This window comes from Ferrovibrio terrae (assembly GCF_007197755.1).
GTDB lineage: Bacteria > Pseudomonadota > Alphaproteobacteria > Ferrovibrionales > Ferrovibrionaceae > Ferrovibrio > Ferrovibrio terrae.
In genome coordinates, this window is the sequence record NZ_CP041636.1 from 2,173,325 (window position 1) to 2,190,560 (window position 17,236).

At 64.3% G+C, this 17,236-nt stretch carries 18 protein-coding genes; 14 read left to right on the top strand and 4 right to left on the bottom strand.

The window, feature by feature from the left end; all coding sequences use genetic code 11:
* The first annotated feature begins 103 nt into the window (after positions 1 to 103).
* The 4 genes from FNB15_RS10590 to FNB15_RS10605 all read left to right on the top strand — a co-directional run bounded on the left by FNB15_RS10590 (position 104) and on the right by FNB15_RS10605 (position 2,459).
* Positions 104 to 1,270, top strand: a complete 1,167-nt coding sequence (locus FNB15_RS10590; protein ID WP_144068671.1) for an iron-containing alcohol dehydrogenase — start codon at positions 104 to 106, stop codon at positions 1,268 to 1,270.
* Positions 1,271 to 1,272: 2 nt separating this feature from the next.
* The gene (locus FNB15_RS10595) at positions 1,273 to 1,719 is read left to right on the top strand and encodes an acyl-CoA thioesterase (protein WP_144068672.1); all 447 of its coding nucleotides are present in this window, start codon (positions 1,273 to 1,275) and stop codon (positions 1,717 to 1,719) included.
* Positions 1,716 to 2,114, top strand: a complete 399-nt coding sequence (locus tag FNB15_RS10600; RefSeq protein ID WP_144068673.1) for a DUF4440 domain-containing protein — start codon at positions 1,716 to 1,718, stop codon at positions 2,112 to 2,114. The genes FNB15_RS10595 and FNB15_RS10600 overlap by 4 nt, the downstream gene beginning before the upstream one ends.
* Before the next feature lie 159 nt (positions 2,115 to 2,273).
* Entirely contained in the window at positions 2,274 to 2,459 is a 186-nt protein-coding gene (locus FNB15_RS10605; RefSeq protein WP_144068674.1) for a hypothetical protein, read from the top strand.
* A 313-nt stretch (positions 2,460 to 2,772) separates the two neighbouring features.
* Here FNB15_RS10605 and FNB15_RS10610 read toward each other — a convergent pair whose 3' ends face one another.
* The gene (locus tag FNB15_RS10610; RefSeq protein ID WP_144068675.1) at positions 2,773 to 3,588 is read right to left on the bottom strand and encodes an ABC transporter permease; all 816 of its coding nucleotides are present in this window, start codon (positions 3,586 to 3,588) and stop codon (positions 2,773 to 2,775) included.
* A 59-nt stretch (positions 3,589 to 3,647) separates the two neighbouring features.
* On the opposite strand from FNB15_RS10610, the gene meaB reads away from it, so the two are divergent.
* From meaB to FNB15_RS10630, 4 genes are all read left to right on the top strand, one after another.
* Complete coding sequence (gene meaB, locus FNB15_RS10615) at positions 3,648 to 4,613, top strand: methylmalonyl Co-A mutase-associated GTPase MeaB (RefSeq protein WP_144068676.1); 966 nt, start codon at positions 3,648 to 3,650, stop codon at positions 4,611 to 4,613.
* A gap of 12 nt (positions 4,614 to 4,625) precedes the next feature.
* On the top strand, positions 4,626 to 5,789 hold the full coding sequence (locus FNB15_RS10620; RefSeq protein ID WP_144068677.1) for a pyridoxal phosphate-dependent aminotransferase: 1,164 nt from the start codon (positions 4,626 to 4,628) through the stop codon (positions 5,787 to 5,789).
* Between the two features lie 18 nt (positions 5,790 to 5,807).
* Positions 5,808 to 6,956, top strand: a complete 1,149-nt coding sequence (locus FNB15_RS10625; protein ID WP_144068678.1) for an acyl-CoA dehydrogenase family protein — start codon at positions 5,808 to 5,810, stop codon at positions 6,954 to 6,956.
* Between the two features lie 90 nt (positions 6,957 to 7,046).
* Complete coding sequence (locus FNB15_RS10630) at positions 7,047 to 8,231, top strand: acetyl-CoA C-acyltransferase (protein WP_144068679.1); 1,185 nt, start codon at positions 7,047 to 7,049, stop codon at positions 8,229 to 8,231.
* On the opposite strand, the gene FNB15_RS10635 is transcribed toward FNB15_RS10630, so the two are convergent.
* Positions 8,232 to 8,657: a DUF3293 domain-containing protein gene (locus FNB15_RS10635; RefSeq protein WP_144068680.1), complete on the bottom strand. Its 426-nt coding sequence runs from the start codon at positions 8,655 to 8,657 to the stop codon at positions 8,232 to 8,234.
* Complete coding sequence (locus FNB15_RS10640; protein ID WP_185973519.1) at positions 8,654 to 9,355, bottom strand: lipid-binding SYLF domain-containing protein; 702 nt, start codon at positions 9,353 to 9,355, stop codon at positions 8,654 to 8,656. The genes FNB15_RS10635 and FNB15_RS10640 overlap by 4 nt, the downstream gene beginning before the upstream one ends.
* Before the next feature lie 169 nt (positions 9,356 to 9,524).
* Here FNB15_RS10640 and FNB15_RS10645 point away from each other — a divergent pair, with 169 nt between their 5' ends.
* Genes FNB15_RS10645 through FNB15_RS10670 form a run of 6 tightly spaced genes read left to right on the top strand, consistent with a single transcriptional unit; the run spans position 9,525 to position 16,090 of the window.
* Positions 9,525 to 9,800, top strand: a complete 276-nt coding sequence (locus tag FNB15_RS10645; protein WP_144068682.1) for an exodeoxyribonuclease VII small subunit — start codon at positions 9,525 to 9,527, stop codon at positions 9,798 to 9,800.
* Position 9,801: 1 nt separating this feature from the next.
* A complete protein-coding gene (locus tag FNB15_RS10650) occupies positions 9,802 to 10,743 on the top strand; it encodes a polyprenyl synthetase family protein (RefSeq protein ID WP_246068661.1) in 942 nt (313 codons plus the stop codon).
* A 16-nt stretch (positions 10,744 to 10,759) separates the two neighbouring features.
* The gene (gene dxs, locus FNB15_RS10655) at positions 10,760 to 12,682 is read left to right on the top strand and encodes a 1-deoxy-D-xylulose-5-phosphate synthase (RefSeq protein ID WP_144068683.1); all 1,923 of its coding nucleotides are present in this window, start codon (positions 10,760 to 10,762) and stop codon (positions 12,680 to 12,682) included.
* Between the two features lie 15 nt (positions 12,683 to 12,697).
* Positions 12,698 to 14,056, top strand: a complete 1,359-nt coding sequence (locus tag FNB15_RS10660) for an MATE family efflux transporter (RefSeq protein WP_144068684.1) — start codon at positions 12,698 to 12,700, stop codon at positions 14,054 to 14,056.
* Positions 14,053 to 14,814, top strand: coding sequence for a TlyA family RNA methyltransferase (locus FNB15_RS10665; protein ID WP_144068685.1), 762 nt, complete (start codon positions 14,053 to 14,055; stop codon positions 14,812 to 14,814). The genes FNB15_RS10660 and FNB15_RS10665 overlap by 4 nt, the downstream gene beginning before the upstream one ends.
* Entirely contained in the window at positions 14,807 to 16,090 is a 1,284-nt protein-coding gene (locus tag FNB15_RS10670; protein ID WP_144068686.1) for a class I SAM-dependent RNA methyltransferase, read from the top strand. Before FNB15_RS10665 ends, FNB15_RS10670 begins: the two co-directional genes overlap by 8 nt.
* Before the next feature lie 192 nt (positions 16,091 to 16,282).
* Here the strand turns inward: FNB15_RS10670 and FNB15_RS10675 are convergent, their stop codons facing one another.
* Positions 16,283 to 17,170: a decaprenyl-phosphate phosphoribosyltransferase gene (locus tag FNB15_RS10675; protein ID WP_221932630.1), complete on the bottom strand. Its 888-nt coding sequence runs from the start codon at positions 17,168 to 17,170 to the stop codon at positions 16,283 to 16,285.
* Between the last annotated feature and the right edge of the window lie 66 nt (positions 17,171 to 17,236).

Sequence of the window (17,236 nt, forward strand, 5' to 3'; positions counted from 1 at the left end):
AAACGGCCAAACTGCCGTAAGGACAGGGCTTTCCGGCTCTGGCCGGCACTCGGGCACCGGGCTAGTGTTCGGAAAACGCTGAACGAATTGCCGGAGGGCCGCCATGACCACCCTGAGTTTTGAAACCACACGGCGGGTTTATTGCGAGCCAGGCGCCAGCGCGAAACTGGGCCAGCTGATGGCCGAACTGGGCTCGACCCGCGTGGTCCTGGTCACCGATCCGGGCGTGATGAAGCTGGGCCTGCCGCAGGCCGGGCTGGACAGTCTGAAGGCCGCCGGCATCGCTGTGACCATCTACGACCGTACCGAGGCCGATCCGCCGGAAAAGCTGGTGCATGAGGCCGTGCAGGTGGCGAAGGATTTCAGGGCCGACGGCGTGATCGGCTTCGGCGGCGGTTCGTCGATGGATATCGCCAAGCTGGTCGCCTTCCTGCCGGTGGCCACGCAACCGCTGTCCGAGATTTATGGCGTGGGCAATGCGCGCGGCAAGCGCCTGCCACTGATCCAAGTGCCGACCACGGCCGGCACCGGCTCGGAAGTGACCGGCATCGCCATCATCACCACCGGCGAATCTGAGAAGAAGGGCGTGGTCTCGCCGCTGCTGCTGCCCGATATCGCGCTGCTGGATGCCGATCTCACGCTGGGGCTGCCGCGCCATGTCACGGCGGCGACGGGCGTGGATGCCATGGTGCATGCCATCGAGGCCTATACGTCCAGGAACAAGAAGAATGCGATGTCGGATGCGCTGGGCCGCGAGGCCTTGCGCCTGCTCTCGAAGAATATCCGCACGGTCTGCAGCCCCGAGGGCATGAAGGATCGCGCGGCGCGGTCCGAGATGCTGCTCGGCGCCATGCTGGCCGGCATGGCCTTTGCCAATGCACCGGTCGCCGCCGTGCATGCGCTGGCCTATCCGGTGGGCGGCCATTTCCATGTGCCGCATGGCTTGTCGAACGCGCTGATGCTGCCGCATGTGCTGCGCTTCAACCTCGAAGTCGAGACGGCGGCCGCGCAATATGCCGAACTCGCGCCGATCTTCGTGCCGAACAAGAGTTTCAGTTCGGCCACGGCCGGTGCGGGCGCATTGCTGGCGGAACTTGAGGCGATCATAGACGACGTGAAGCTGGAAAAGCAGCTGCGTCAGGTCGGCATCAGCCACAACCACCTGCCGATGCTGGCGAAAGACGCGATGAACCAGCAGCGCCTGCTGGTCAACAATCCTCGCGAGGTCGGTTACGACGACGCGCTGAAGATCTACGAACGGGCGCTGTAAGCATGAGTGAAGTTGTCGACCCGAAGCTCGAAGTCCGCGAGAACTATCGCCACTGCCTGATGATCCCGACGCGTCTGTCGGATATCGACGTCTACCAGCATGTCAACAACGTGCAGTATTACGCGTATTTCGACACGCTGGTGAACGACTACATGATCCGCGTCGGCGGGCTCGACATGCCGAATGACAAGGTGATCGGCCTGCTGGTGGAAAGCGGCTGCCGCTTCCACAAGTCGCTGAACTACCCCGAGACGGTGGAGGGCTGGCTGCGCACCGTGAAACTCGGCAATTCCTCGGCGCGGCACGAGATCGCGCTGTTCCGCCAGGGCGAGCCGCATCCCGCGGCGACCGGCCATTTCGTGCATGTCTTTGTCGAGCGCGGTGTGCAGAAGCCGGCACCGATCCCGCCACGAATCAGGGCGGCGCTGGAAAAGATTCTGGTGTCATGACCGCCGGTATCACCGCTTTCTTCGAAAGCTATCGCGCCGCCTTCGATGCGCTGGACGCCCGTGCGGTGGCCGCGCATTTCGCCGTACCCAGTATGCTGATCGACGAGCAGGCCTATACCTGGGCCAGTGAAGCTGATGTCGTCGCCGATATCGAAAAGCTGCTGACGCTCTATCGCAACAGCGGCTTTGTCAATGCCACCTACGAGGTGGCGAATTCGCTGCCGCAGGGCGATGCCGGCGTGACGGCCAATCTGTACTGGACCATCACACGGCGCAGCGGCATGCCCTGGCGTTTTCATACCGGCTACACGCTGCGGCGGTTTGACGATCAGTGGAAGATCGTGCTCTGCATCGCGTATGAGGAGCGCTCGGCGCGCGAAAAAGTACAGGCGTGACAGCTTGCGTGTGAAGCACCGGGATTTAGCGAAGCTTTGCCGCAGTTGAGCCTGCGACACTCCTATCCATAAATTTACCTCGGATTTTTTCAGTCTCCGGCTATTCTGCCCGCAGGCAGGTTGCACCGCACGTGCGGTGTCTGAGGGGAAGATACACGAATGCAGTTCCGCGACATGCCGGCACAGCCGGGCAACAAGAAGATTGTGCTGATCGGCCTCGTCGCCGCCGCCATTGCCGCGGTGGCCATCGCCGACAACGACCGTTTCTCGGCCATGCTGGCCGGCGCCGCCCTGCTGGGCGTCGGCCTGCTGCTGGTCCTGCCGGTGCGCAAGCCGGCCAGCTGACCACAGCCCGCCGGCAGGCCGATCTCAGCGATTGAAAATCGGGCCTTTTTAATGTACGCTATATGTTCTCATGCTGCCCGGCGGTTCCCGCCGCGTGGCCTGATTGCTGTTGTGCATCGTGAAAAAAACAGCAGGCTGATCGGCGCCAGAGTGCCGATGGCAGTTTACCGCCGTTTGGTCCGCCCCAGGTGGCTGGGAACGGGCTCAAACGGGACGAAACAGGACGAAACGGGACGGAACTGGCTCTAACTGGCTCAAACGGGACGGAACTGGCCCTGCAACAGGACGAAACAGGCCTGAACTGGCGCGTTTTTTAAGGCCGCAGGCGATAGCCGCGTTTCAGCAGGGCATAGCAGCCGAGCCAGAGCGTGACAGCCACGGCCCCCAGCGCCAGGCCGCCGAGCAGCACGTCGCCGTCGGTATGGCCGGTCAGGCCATAGCGGAAGCCGTCGATCATGAAAAAGAACGGGTTGGCATGGGCGGCGGCATACCAGAAGGGCGGCAGCGCCTGCACCGAGTAGAAGGTGCCTGAGAGAAACGCGAGCGGCGTGACAACGAAGTTGGTCACCGCGGCCATATGGTCGAATTTCTGGCTCCACAGGCCGGCGATCACGCCGGTCAGGCTCAGGATCAGCGCGCCGGCGACGGCGAAATACAGCGCGGCGAACCAGTCATGCACATGGATCGTCGCAAACGGGAAGATCGCGGCGGCCACGGCCACGGCGACCAGCAGGCCACGGGTGACGCCGGCCAGCGCATAGGCGACCAGCAGTTCGCCCGGGCTGATCGGCGGCATCAGCACGTCGACGATATTGCCCTGCACCTTCGAGATCATGATCGAGGAGGAGGTATTGGCGAAGGCATTCTGGGTGGTAGCCATCATGATCAGGCCGGGCGCCAGGAAATCGACAAACGGCATGCCGGCGATGTGGCGCACCGCGCCGCCCAGCGCCAGGGCGAAGACGGCGAAGAACAGCAGCGTCGTCACCATCGGCGCCAGCACGGTCTGGGTCACGACCTTGAGGAAGCGCTGCACTTCCTTGACGTAGAGCGTCCACAGGCCGAGCCAGTTGACCGGACCGTATTCCCGAGGAGCAAGATTCTTGGGCGCTAACAGGGGTGTCGACATGCGGGACTTTCGCCGGGTGGCTGTTGTTTGGGCGTCTACATAGCGCGTATGGTGCAGCTATGCAAAAGCCTGCCGAATCCAGCGCAGAACCAGCGGTCCAGCCGGACTGGCTGCCGGCGCTGCTGGCCGGCGAACGCGCCGCGCTCGCCCGCGCCATCACGGCAGTCGAAAATGAGACCGACGAGGCGCGGCTGGTGCTGCAGGGCATCCGTGGCCGGCTCGGCAATGCGCTGGTGGTCGGCTTCACCGGCGCGCCGGGCGCCGGCAAGTCCACGCTGGTCTCGGCCTATGTCGGCGAACTGCGCAAGCGGAACCAGAGCGTCGGCGTCGTCGCGGTCGATCCATCCTCGCCGCTCACCGGCGGGGCCATCCTGGGCGACCGCATCCGCATGACGCAGCACGCCGCTGATCCGGGCGTCTTCATCCGCAGCCTCGCCAGCCGCGGCCATCTTGGCGGGCTGTCGCGCACGGCGGCGCGGGTGATCGATGTGTTCGATGCCTCGGGTCGCGCCGTGGTGGTGGTCGAAACCGTCGGCACCGGCCAATCGGAAGTCGAGATCGCCGAGATCGCCGATGTGCGCGTGGTCGTGAATGCGCCGGGCCTGGGCGACGACGTGCAGGCGATCAAGGCCGGCATCCTCGAAATCGCCGATGTGCTGGTGGTGAACAAGTCCGATCTTCCGCTGGCCGAACGCTCGGCGCGCCAGCTGGCCGCGATGAGCGCGCAGCGTGGCCAGGGCCCGGTGCCGGTGTTGCAGACCAGCGCCAGCAACGGCACCGGCGTGGCTGAGCTCGCCGATGCCATCGCCGCCATCGGCCGGCGCAAGCGGCCCGATCCGCGCGCCCGCACGCGACGCCTGCTGCAGAACCTGGTGCTCGATCGCCTGCGCCGCAATCTGGCCGATCTGCCGGCCACCGAGATCGATCTGCTGGCCGATGCAGTCCTTGCCGGCCGTCTCGATATCGAAGCCGCGTCCTATCAGATCATCGACAAACTTGTCTCGTCCCTCCCCAAACAGAAGTAGCTCAACGCCATCATGTCCGAAGCCGTCATCTGCCCGAATATCCTCGACCTGCCCGGTTCCCGCATTCGCGTCGTCACCCGCGCCTCGGCCGATATCCCCAACATGATCAAGCTGTGGTTCGGCGAAGGCGACGAGCCGACGCCGGTCTTCGTGCGCGAGGGCGCCAAGGCGGCGCTGGATCGCGGCGAGACTTTCTACGCCGCCAATCGCGGCATCGCGCCGCTGCTGCAGGCGATCAGCGATTATCTGAAGCGCGGCTACGACGCCGAGATCGGCTCCGACCGCATCGTGGTCACGGCGTCCGGCATGAACGCCATCATGATCACCATCCAGTGCCTGATCGAACCGGGCGACAGCGCGGTGATCATCGGACCGCTGTGGCCGAATGGCCGCTCGGCGGTGCGCGCCATGGGTGGCGAGCCACGCGACGTCTACCTGCAGCCGCAGGAAGACGGCCGCTGGAAGCTCGACATGCAGCAGCTGTTCGATGCCTGCGACGAGACCACCAAGCTGATCATGATCAACAGCCCGGGCAATCCGACCGGCTGGGTGGCGACCGAGGAAGAGCTGAAGCAGATTCTCGATTTCTGCCGCGAGCGCGGTATCTGGATTCTGTCAGACGAGGTCTATGGCCGCATCGTCTACAGCGGCGCCAAGCATGCGCCGAGCTATTACACGCTGGCCGGCCCGGAAGATCCGGTGGTGATCGTCAATTCATTCTCCAAGAGCTGGTCGATGACCGGTTGGCGGCTCGGCTGGATCGTGGCGCCGCCGCGGCTGTGCACCGCCGTCGAGAAGATGACCGAGTTCAACATCTCGCATCCGACCACCTTCGTGCAGTGGGGTGGCGTCTCCGCGCTCAATGAAGGTGACGACTATATCGACGGTCTGGTCGAGCGCTACAAACGCGCTGCCGACATGGTCTATCAGGCGCTGGCGCCGCTGCCGCGCGTGACGCTGGGCAGGCCGGAAGGCGCCTTCTACGCCTTCTTCGCGCTGGATGGCCTGACCGACAGCGTCGAACTCTGCAAGGAGATCGCGCGCGAGGCCCAGGTCGGCCTGGCGCCGGGTGTCGCTTTCGGCCCGGCCGGCGAGGGCCGTATCCGCCTGTGCTACGCGGCCTCGCTGCCGAAACTGTCGCAGGCGCTCGAACGGCTGGTGCCGCTGCTCAAATAAAAAAATATCGGAGGATGAATGCGGACGATCTATGAGAGCGACGATCACGCCGCCCTGCGTGAACAGGTCGCCCGTTTCATCGACAACGAAGTCCGCCCGCATGGCGACAAGTGGGAAGAGCAGGGCATGGTGCCGCGCGACGTCTTACGCAAAATGGGCGCGCTCGGTTTCTTCGGCATCCGCTATCCGGAGGCTTACGGCGGCAGCGAGCAGCTGCCGATTGCTTCCGCCATTTTAGCTGAAGAGTGCGGTCTCTCGGGTTATGGCGGTTTTTCCGCCACCGTGCTGGTGCATACCGACATGGCCTCACCGCATCTGGCCCATGCCGGCAGCAAGGCGCAGCTGGATCGCTGGTTCGCGAAAGTCATCGCCGGCGAACTGATCACCGCTGTGGCCGTCACCGAGCCGGATGCCGGCTCGGATGTCGCCGCGATCCGCACCCGCGCCAGACGTGATGGCGATCATTATGTGCTGAGCGGCAGCAAGATGTTCATCACCAATGGCGTGCATGCCGATCTGTATTTCGTCGCCGCCAAGACCGACCCAGACGCCAAGGGCTCGCGCGCGATCTCGATCTTCGCCGTCGAGAAAGGCACGCCGGGTTTCAATATCGGCCGCAGCCTGAAAAAGCACGGCTGGCTCTGCTCGGACACGGCAGAACTGGTGTTCGATAACTGCCGCGTGCCGGCCGAAAACCGGCTGGGCGAGGAGAACCGCGGTTTCTACGCCATCATGCGCAACTTCCAGAACGAACGGCTGGTGCTGGGTGCGATGGCGGTGGGCGAATGCCGCCGCGCACTGCAGATCACGCGCGAGTATGTCACGACGCGCAAAGCCTTCGGCGGCGTGCTGGCCGACAAGCAGGTGATCCGCCAGCGGCTTGCCATGCTGGAGGCACGCACCGAAGCGGCGCGCCAGCTGGTATACTATGCCGCCTGGCTGATGGGTGACGGCAAGGACGCCGTGCGCGAGGTGTCGATGGTCAAGGCGCTGTGCGGCGAACTGGTCAACGACGTGACCTACGATTGCCTGCAGTTCCATGGCGGTGCGGGTTACCTGCGCGAAAGCGCGATCGAGCGCATGGCGCGCGATGCCCGCATCCACCCCATCGGCGGCGGCGCCACCGAGGTGATGCTGGAAGAGATCGCCAAGCGCTGGCCGGGTTGACGCACAGGTAAAGCCCTGCCGTAGCGGCAGGTTTGCGTCGCAATAAATTTGGGTCTAGCGTTCGGCCCGGACCATTTTCGGGAGGATAAAATGCGCGAAGCCGTCATCGTTTCCACTGCCCGCACACCGATCGGCAAGGCCTATCGCGGTGCTTTCAACAACACCGATCCAGCCACACTGGGCGCGCATGCGATCCGCGAAGCCGTGAAGCGCGCCGGGATCGACGGCGCCGAAGTGGATGACGTGATCATGGGCGCAGCCCTGCAGCAAGGCGGCACGGCCGGCAACATCGCTCGCCTGTGTGCTGTGCGCGCGGGTCTGCCGGTGTCGGTGGCCGGCATGAGTCTGGACCGCCAGTGCGGCTCCGGCCTGATGGCGATTGCCACGGCTGCCAAGCAGGTGATCCAGGACAACGCGCCTATCGTGGTGGGCGGCGGCCTGGAATCGATCTCGCTGGTGCAGAACGAGCATATGAATACCTTCCGCGCCCGCGATGAATGGCTGATGAAAAACAAGCCCGATATCTATATGGCGATGATCGACACCGCCGAGACGGTCGCCAAGCGTTACAACATCAGCCGCGAGGCGCAGGACGAATACGCGCTGGAAAGCCAGAAGCGCACGGCGGCCGGCCAGGCGGCCGGCAAGTTCGACGACGAGATTGTGCCGATGCAGAGCAGCATGGCGGTGGTCGACAAGGAGACCAAGGCCGTCAGCTATAAAGACGTCACCCTGACCAAGGACGAAGGCAATCGCGCCGACACCAAGCTGGAAGGCCTCGCCGGCCTGCAGCCGGTGCGTGGCCCCGGCAAGGTGATCACGGCCGGTAATGCCAGCCAGCTGTCGGATGGCGCCTCGGCCTGCGTGGTGATGGAAGCCAAACTCGCCGAGAAGAAAGGTCTCTCGCCGCTGGGTATCTATCGCGGCATGGCAATCGCCGGCTGCGAGCCGGACGAGATGGGCATCGGACCGATTTATGCTGTACCGAAACTGCTGCAGCGTTTCGGCCTCAAGATGGACGATATCGGCCTGTGGGAGCTGAATGAGGCTTTCGCCGTGCAGGTGCTGTATTGCCGCGACAAGCTCGGCATCCCGAACGACCGCCTGAACGTGAATGGCGGCGCGATCTCGATTGGCCACCCTTACGGCATGTCGGGTGCGCGCATGACCGGCCACGCCCTGATCGAGGGCAAACGGCGCGGCGCCAAGTATGTGGTGGTGACCATGTGCATCGGCGGCGGCCAGGGCGGCGCCGGGTTGTTCGAGGTCGCCTGATTACTTCAGCGCGAGTCGGGTGAGGATCAGTTCCGCCACGCCGCCGCGCTCATAACGAACCAGTCCGAACTGGCCATGGCGCTGTGCAAGCGCCATGGCCTTTTCCGTTTCGAGATCCAGCACGGCAAATCCTGGTTCCGGCCGCCAGGTCGAGCGATCCGGCACGCCGAGATGTGGCAGGGCGACGTAGCCGGCCAGGTCGCGACGCAGGCGCTGATGCGCCGCCATGTTGCGCGTGACCGGCAGCGCGATGCTGCGCGGATTCCAGGCGTTCAGGCAGGTGATCGTCTGCGCTTTCGCCCGGCGCAGAAATGCGTCGGCCTGTATGCTGGGTTCATTCAGCCGCAGGCCGAGCGGGCTTTCATCGGGCAGCGTCACCGCATAGGTGGTGGCGCGATACCCTTGCAATGTCGCCGCAGAGATCACCGCATCTCCGCATTCGCCAGCGCCTGGCGCAAAGCCATGGTGCCGGGATTGCTCACCACGTTGTCGTAGAGGATGTTGCGCGGATGGGCTTCCTTGCCGTAGTAGGCCGTGTTGCGGCCGTGGCGCGCGGTGATGACGGCACCCTCGACCGAGATGCCGGCGGCAAGGCCCTTGGTCTTGGCGAAGGAGTAGATGTCGGCACCGAGATTGGTGGTGGTGGCGGCTTCGACGCCCATGCCGACCGGGCCGGCGGCGACGGTGGCATCGGCACCCAGCTTGAACTCGTTGCGCAGGATAGCGTTCACGGCTTTTTCGTTCATCAGTACCAGCATGACCTGCGAGGCTTCGCCGCCAATCTGGAGCCCGATCGAGCCCGCGCCCATCGTGTAGATGCAGGGCTCGCTCCAGCCATTGGCGGTTTTGGCCAGCAGCACGCCCGAGCCACCTTCGCCGCCGATGATGAAGCTGGCTTTCAGCAGCTGCGGCACCACGAAGACGCCCTGGGCCTGGGCCAGCTTACGGCGCAGGTCGCTCATCTGGCCGTCATGCGCGAAGGCATCCACGGTGATGCGGGCCGAGTCGATCAGTGACTGGTCGTCGGAGGCCGCGCGGGCCAGCCGGGGGCCGAGGGCGAGAATGCCTGCACCGGCAAAGGCGGAGGCGAGCAAAGCGCGACGATGGAGGGTGAGGCTGGACATGGCAGAGTCTCCCGTTGTCTGGGTTTTTGTCGGGCGGGGTTGGCAAATACTACAGCGCGTTATATTGCTTCGGCCACGCCGGATTTGCGGCTCGAATCGGCCGGCGGCGCGGGTTGTTGGCATCATAGCTAGACCGTAAACTGTGGCGGCTTTGTGGAACGGAGGCGGCATGTCCAAGGCTGAAAAAGACGCCCAGCAGGAAACCATCCCGGCGGATATCGCGGCGATGAGTTTCGAGGCGGCGCTGAAGGCGCTGGACGAGATCGTCGCCAAGCTGGAAGGCGGCCGCGTCGACCTGGAAGATTCGATCGCCCTGTATGGCCGTGGCGCCCTGCTTAAGCGGCACTGCGAAGCCAAGCTGAAGGCCGCCGAAGAGAAGATCGAGAAGATCGTGGTCGGCGCCGATGGCCAGGCCGCCGGCACGCAAGCGTTCAAGGCAGACTGACGTGAGCGAGCAGCCGTCGCCCGCACTCGCGGCGGCGATGCAGGAGGTCGGCGCTGCCGTCGAGGCGGCGCTGGACCGCCTGCTTCCGGCCGTCAGCCATCTTTCTTTGGAGAAGCGGGGCGGCACCGCGAAACTCGACGAGGCGATGCGTTATGCCAGCCTGAATGGCGGCAAGCGGTTGCGCGCGCTGCTGGCGGTGGCATCAAGCGATCTGTTCGGCGTGCCGCGCGAGCGCAGCCTGCGTGTCGCGGCCGCCATCGAGATGCTGCATGCCTATTCGCTGGTCCACGACGACCTGCCCTGCATGGATGACGACGACCTGCGGCGTGGCAAGCCGACCGTGCATAAGGCCTTTGATGAGGCGACCGCCGTGCTGGCGGGCGATGGCCTGCAGAGCCAGGCCTTCCTGGTGCTGGCCGATACCGCCACCCATCCCGATCCGGCGGTGCAGGCCGGGCTGGTGGTGGGTCTGGCGCAGGCCTCGGGGGCACGCGGCATGGTGGGCGGCCAAGCCATCGACCTGGCCGCCGAGGACCGCACCGCGGCCGGGCAGCCGCTGAGTTACGAGGAAATCACCGACCTGCAGGCGTTGAAGACCGGCGCCCTGATCCGCTTTTCCGCCGAGGCCGGCGCCCTGCTGGGTGGGGCGGGGGCGGCGGAACGCGCGGTTCTGCGCGAATATGCCGCAGAGCTCGGCCTGGCCTTCCAGATCGCCGACGACCTGCTGGACCATGAAGGCTCGGCCACCGAACTGGGCAAGGCGGTAGGCAAGGACGCTGCGGCGGGCAAGGCCACTTTCGTGGGCCTGCTGGGCCTGGAGCCGGCCCGGGCCAAGGCGCGGGCGTTAACCAATTCCGCCAAAAGCCGGCTGTCGTCGCATTTTGGTCCCAAGTCCATGGTTTTACAGGAGCTGGCGGAGTTTGTTATAACCCGCCGCTCGTGACACCCTCAGGCCAGCAATGATCAGCAATCGCACGCCCCTGCTGGATACCGTGACCAAGCCGTCGGATATCCGCCAGTACGATCTCGACCAGCTCAAGCAACTCGCCGACGAAGTGCGTCGCGAGATGATTGATGCCGTCTCGGTGACGGGCGGTCATCTCGGCGCCGGCCTCGGCGTCGTCGAACTGACGGTGGCGCTGCATCACGTCTTCGCCACGCCCGTCGACAAGCTGATCTGGGATGTCGGCCATCAGGCCTATCCGCACAAGATTCTCACCGGCCGCCGTGATCGCATCCGCACGCTGCGCCAGCCCGGCGGCCTGTCGGGTTTCACCCGCCGCAGTGAGAGCGAATACGATCCTTTCGGCGCCGCGCATTCCTCGACGTCAATCTCGGCCGGTCTGGGCATGGCGGTGGCGCGCGACCTCAAGGGCGAGACCAACAATGTGATCGCCGTGATCGGCGATGGCGCGATGTCGGCCGGCATGGCCTATGAGGCGATGAACAATGCCGGCGCGATGAACAGCCGGCTGATCGTCATTCTCAACGACAACGACATGTCGATTGCGCCGCCGGTCGGCGCGATGAGCGCCTATCTGTCACGCCTGATGTCATCGCGCTCCTATATCGGGCTGCGCCAGATGGCCAAGCAGATCGGCGAGAAGATCCTGCCGCGCACTCTGAACTCAATTGCCGAGAAGGCCGAGGAATATGCGCGCGGCATGGTGGCCGGCGGTACGCTGTTCGAGGAAATGGGCTTCTATTATGTCGGTCCGGTCGATGGTCATAACCTCGACCATCTGGTGCCGGTGCTGAAGAATATCCGCGACACCGACAAGGGTGGCCCGATCCTGATCCATGTCGTGACGCAGAAGGGCAAGGGCTATGGCCCGGCCGAGGCTGCTGACGACAAATATCATGGCGTGTCGAAATTCGACGTCGTTACCGGCACGCAGGCCAAGCCCAAGGCCGGGCCGCCGAGCTACACCAGGGTGTTTGCCGACAGCCTGATCAGTGAGGCCGCGCGCGACGACAAGATCGTGGCGGTGACGGCGGCGATGCCGTCAGGTACCGGCCTCGACCTGTTTGCCAAGAAATTCCCCGGCCGCTGTTTCGATGTCGGCATCGCCGAGCAGCATGCCGTCACTTTCGCTGCCGGGCTGGCCACCGAAGGCTTCAAGCCCTTCTGCGCGATCTATTCCACCTTCCTGCAGCGCGCCTATGACCAGGTGGTGCATGACGTGGCGATCCAGAGGCTGCCGGTGCGCTTTGCCATCGACCGCGCCGGCCTGGTCGGCGCCGATGGTGCGACGCATGCGGGCAGTTTCGATATCGCCTATCTCGGCTGCCTGCCCGACATGGTGCTGATGGCGGCGGCCGACGAAGCCGAACTGATGCATATGGTGGCGACCTCTGCCGCGATCAACGACCGCCCGTCCGCCTTCCGCTATCCGCGCGGCGAGGGCACTGGTCTGCTGATGCCGGAGCGCGGCTCGGTGCTGCAGCTTGGCAAGGGCCGAGTGCTACGCGAAGGCAGCAAGGTGGCCATTCTGTCCTTTGGTGCACGCCTGCAGGAAGCCATGAAGGCGGCCGACGAGCTTGGCGCACGCGGCCTCAGCACCACGGTGGCCGATGCACGCTTCTGCAAGCCGCTTGATGTCGATCTGGTGCGCCAGCTGGCGCGGCATCATGAAGTGCTGATCACGCTGGAAGAAGGTTCGGTCGGCGGCTTCGGCAGCCATGTGCTGCAGTTCCTCAGCCACGACGGGCTGCTGGATCACGGGCTGAAGATCCGTCCGCTGGTGCTGCCCGACCACTTCATCGATCATGAAAACCCGATGAAGCAGTATGACGAGGCGGGGCTGAACGCGCCGCAGATCGTCGCAATGGCTCTTTCCGCGCTCGGTCGTTCGAGCGACGCAACCGCCACCAGCGCCTAAGCAGGATTTCACAGCATGATCCTGACCGAAGCGCGGGCCACGCTCACGCTGGCGTTGCCGATCATCGGTACGCAGCTGGCGCAGATGGCGATCCACACCACCGATGTCTGGCTGCTGTCGCACTACAATGCGGCGGCGCTGGGCGCTGGCGCGCTCGGCGTGGCGATTTTCAGCTTCCTCTGGATGCTGGGTCTTGGTCTCGCCATGGCAACGCCGGCGCTGGCGTCGCAGGCGCGCGGCCGTGATCCGAACGATATCGAGGGCGTGCGGAATGCGGTGCATGACGGGCTGATCTCGACGGGCATCGTCAGCTTGGTCTGCACCGGACTTCTGTTGGTGATGGAGCCCTTCCTGCGTCTGATCGGTCAACCCGAAGAGCTGGTCACGCTGGCGGGCGATTTCATGCAGGCGGTCAGCGGCATGTTCCTGCCGGCGGTCTGGTTCATGGTGCTGCGCGGTTTCGTGGCCGCGCTGGAGCGGCCGCGTTCGGCACTGCTGCTGACCCTGCTGGCTGTTGCGCTGAACGCCGCGGTGAACAGCGTGCTGATCTTCGGCTTCTGGATCATTCCGGAAATGGGCGTGGTTGGTGCCGGGCTCGGCTCCAGCCTGGTCAATATTCTCGTGCTGTTGCTGTTCTTCTGGTACATCGCGCGCGATCCGCAATTCAGCAGCTATCACCTGTCGCGCGGCTGGTGGCACACCACGCCGCAGCGCATGATAGCTTTCCTGCGCATCGGTGCGCCGATCTCGCTGGCGCTCAGCGCCGAAATCGGACTGTTCTCGGCTGCCGCGCTCCTCATGGGCCGGCTCGGCAGCGTCGAGGTCGCCGGCCATCAGGTGGCGCTGCAATGGGCCGCACTCGCCTTCATGGTGCCGATGGGGCTGGGACAGGCTGCGACGGTGCGCGTCGGCCTCGCCACCGGCGCGGGCAATATCGCGGGTGCCGCGCGCGCCGGCTGGATCGCCATCATCATGGGCATGACCTTCATGCTCTGCACGGCACTGATCTTCCACTTCGCCGGCGCGCATCTCATCGCCGTCTTCCTCAGGGAAAGCAGTGCGCCGGTTTATACGCTGGCGCTGACCTATCTCGGCATGGCGGCCTTGTTCCAGCTGGTCGATGGCGCGCAGGGTGTGGCCAATGGCGCGTTGCGCGGGCTGAAAGACACCGCGATCCCGATGGTGCTGACCCTGGTCGGCTACTGGCTGATCGGCTTCCCGGTGGCGATCTGGTTCGGTTTCTTCACACCGCTGCGCGGTATTGGTGTCTGGGCCGGGCTGGTGGTCGGCCTCGCGGTCGTCGCCGTCATGCTGCTCTGGCGTTTTGCCGTGATGACCCGTAGGCTGGCGCGCGAACAGGTCATGGCCGCATGAAAGCCCCGAAGCTGCGCCTCGATCAGATGCTGGTAGAGCGCGGCCTGGCGGAAAGCCGGGCCAAGGCGCAGGCTGCCATCATGGCAGGTCTGGTCTTCTCCGGCGAAAAACGCCTCGACAAGCCGGGTGTGGCACTGGCTGTCGATACGCCGATCGAACTGCGCGGCAAACCGCATCCCTGGGTCAGCCGCGGTGGAGTCAAGCTTGCGCATGCCATCGCGCATTTCTCGCTGAAGGCTGAAGGGCGCGCCGCCATCGATGTCGGCGCCTCCACTGGTGGCTTCACTGACGTTCTGCTGCATCACGGTGCTGTGAAAGTTTTTGCCGTCGATGTCGGCGAGGGCCAGCTCGACTGGAGGCTACGCACCGACGAACGTGTCGTCGTGCTGGAAAAGACCAACGCGCGGCACCTGACAGCGGAAATCATTCCCGGTGCCATCGATTGCGTCGTCTGCGATGCCAGTTTCATCGGCTTGCAGATCGTTCTGCCGGCCGCGCTGTCTCTGGCCAGGCCGGGCGCCTGGGCTGTTGCGCTGATCAAGCCGCAATTCGAAGTCGGACGTACGCGTGTCGGCAAGGGTGGCGTGGTGCGCGATCCGGCCCTGCATGACGAGGTCTGTGCCACAATCCATGACTGGTGGTCGGGCCTGCCGGGCTGGCGTGTGCTGGGCATCGAGCCGAGCCCGATCCTTGGTCCCGAGGGCAACCGCGAATTCCTGATTGCGGCCCAAAAAAGCGAAGCGACATCCAATGCGTGACATCGAGGGCGTGATCGAGCGCATGGGCGGGCAGGGCCATGGCGTGCTGGACAGCGAGGGCGAGCGCTTCTACGTGCCCTTCACCGTGCCGGGTGACCGCATCGCGGCGAAAGTCGGCGAGAAGCGCGGCGACGGTTTTTCCGCCAGCATCAGCGTGCTGGAAGCGGCCGGACCGGACCGTATCGATGCGCCATGCCCGCATTTCCAGGCCTGTGGCGGCTGCACGCTGCAGCACTGGAGCGATGCGGCCTATCGCGGCTGGAAACGCGACAAGCTGGCGGCAGCACTGGCGCGGCGCGAAATTCGTGATGTTGTCATCGGCGATCTGGTGGCGGTGCCGGACGCGTCGCGGCGTCGTGCCGAGTTCATCACGCGGCGCGTGAAGGACAAGGTGCTGATGGGTTTCCACGAGGCACAGAGCCGCAAGATCGTCGATCTCGAAACCTGCCTGGTGCTGAAGCCGGAATTGTTCGCGCTGCTGCCCACGCTGCGCGCGATGATCATGCCGGTGCTGGGCGATGGCTGGGCCGTCGACCTGAAGGTCACCGTCACCGAAACCGGACCTGACGTATTGATCACCGGCAAGCTGAAGATGCGCGTGCAGGAACGCATCGAGTTGAGCAAGGCGGCCAAGGCCGCCGGCCTCGGCCGGCTGAGTGCGCGTTTCGACGAGCGCAGCGATCCCGAGCTGCTGTATCAGGGTGTCGAGCCGCCGCGTGTGCGCTTCGGCAACGCGATGGTCACGCTGGCGCCGGGTGGCTTTTTGCAGGCGACGCCCGAAGCCGAACAGGCGATGGCGGATTTCGCGCTCGAGGCGCTGAAAGATTCCAAACGTGTCGCCGATCTTTTCTCCGGCTGCGGCGCCTTTGCCTTGCGATTGGCCGAGGCGGGCAAGACCGTATGGGCGGTGGATGCCGACCGGCCGGCGATTGCCGCACTGACGGCGGCCGCCAAAACGGCGAACTTAAGCCGGGTGACGGCGACGGCGCGCGATCTCGAGCGACAGCCGCTGACCCGTGGCGAGCTCAAGAAGCTGGATGCCCTGTTGCTCGATCCGCCGCGCGCCGGTGCCAAGGCCCAGGTGCAGCAGATCGCCGAAGCCGCGAAATTCGGCGAGGCGCCCGGCCTCATCGTGATGGCCTCCTGCGATCCTTCCAGTTTTGCCCGCGATGCCAAGGGGCTGCTGGAGGCCGGCTATCGCCTCGAACAGACCGTGCCGATCGATCAGTTCCGCTGGTCGCCACATCTGGAAATCGTCAGCATTTTCAGGCGCTAGGCTGGCCCGGCCGGGGACCGGGATGCGGCCAGAAAGGGTGCAAAGTCTCCAGGGAACGGCTATATCCCGGGCCCGATCCTTGCTGGGGGATCGTCTGATGACAGGATTTCAGACTCTGGCTCTGGTTGTCCAGGTTCGAATCCTAGTCCCCCAGTCCTGCTCTGGACTGCCAGGCGGTTCCTGCCGCAATGGTTAGTTGGGCAGTGGCCACAGACCCCAGATGCAGGCTGCAATCCACAAGACTGCCACCAACAGCAGCAGCCAGTCGCCGAGCAATGCTTCCGCAGGCGATTCTCCACCCTTGAGTTTTTCCGCGACATACCAGTAGCGGAACAGCCCGAACAGCACGAGCGGAATGGTCATTCCCAATTGAGGTTTGGCTGTAATCACGAACGCACTATAGGAAAGCTGAGCGGCCAGCGCCGACATCTTGGCATAGCGGTCGATCAAGGCCGGCGAGTAGCGTGACAGTGCGGCGCGAGCACCCGCTCCATTTTGCAGAAGTTCCTGACGCCGTTTCATGGCAGCGAGATAAAGTGCCAAGCATAGCGTGGTGATGAACATCCACGATGATAGGGGGACATCGAGCACCACGGCGCCAGTATAGACGCGCAGGACGAAGCCAGTCGCAATGGTGAAGATGTCAAGCACTGGCTGCTGCTTCAGCACGAAAGTGTAGGCGAGATTGATGGCGAGATAGCCGCCGATGAGCAAACCCACGAACGGCGCTAGCAGCCAGCTAGCCACAAATAATATTACATAGAGCGCAGCCAGCAGTGTTTTGGCTTGGGCCGGCGTGACAGAGCCCTCGGCCAGCGGTCGGCTTGTGGATTTTTCTTGATGCAGACGATCATGAGCAACGTCATGCAGGTCGTTAAGGATGTAGGCTGCCGATGAGCCCAAGCAGAACAGCAACGCGGCTACACATGCCTGCATAATGGCGTCCGGTTGCAGGAACTGGCCGGAGAAAATGAGCGGTGCAAGAACGAAACCGTTCTTGATCCATTGCCTCGGCCGCATCAACTTGATCAGGGCAGGCAGCACGACTAGGGTAGGCCGCGATGCTGCGGAGATGGTCATAATTTATTCCAGATCGTTTTGTTCTTCAGGCTGGACAGTGTACACAATGCAACAACCGCAGACCCG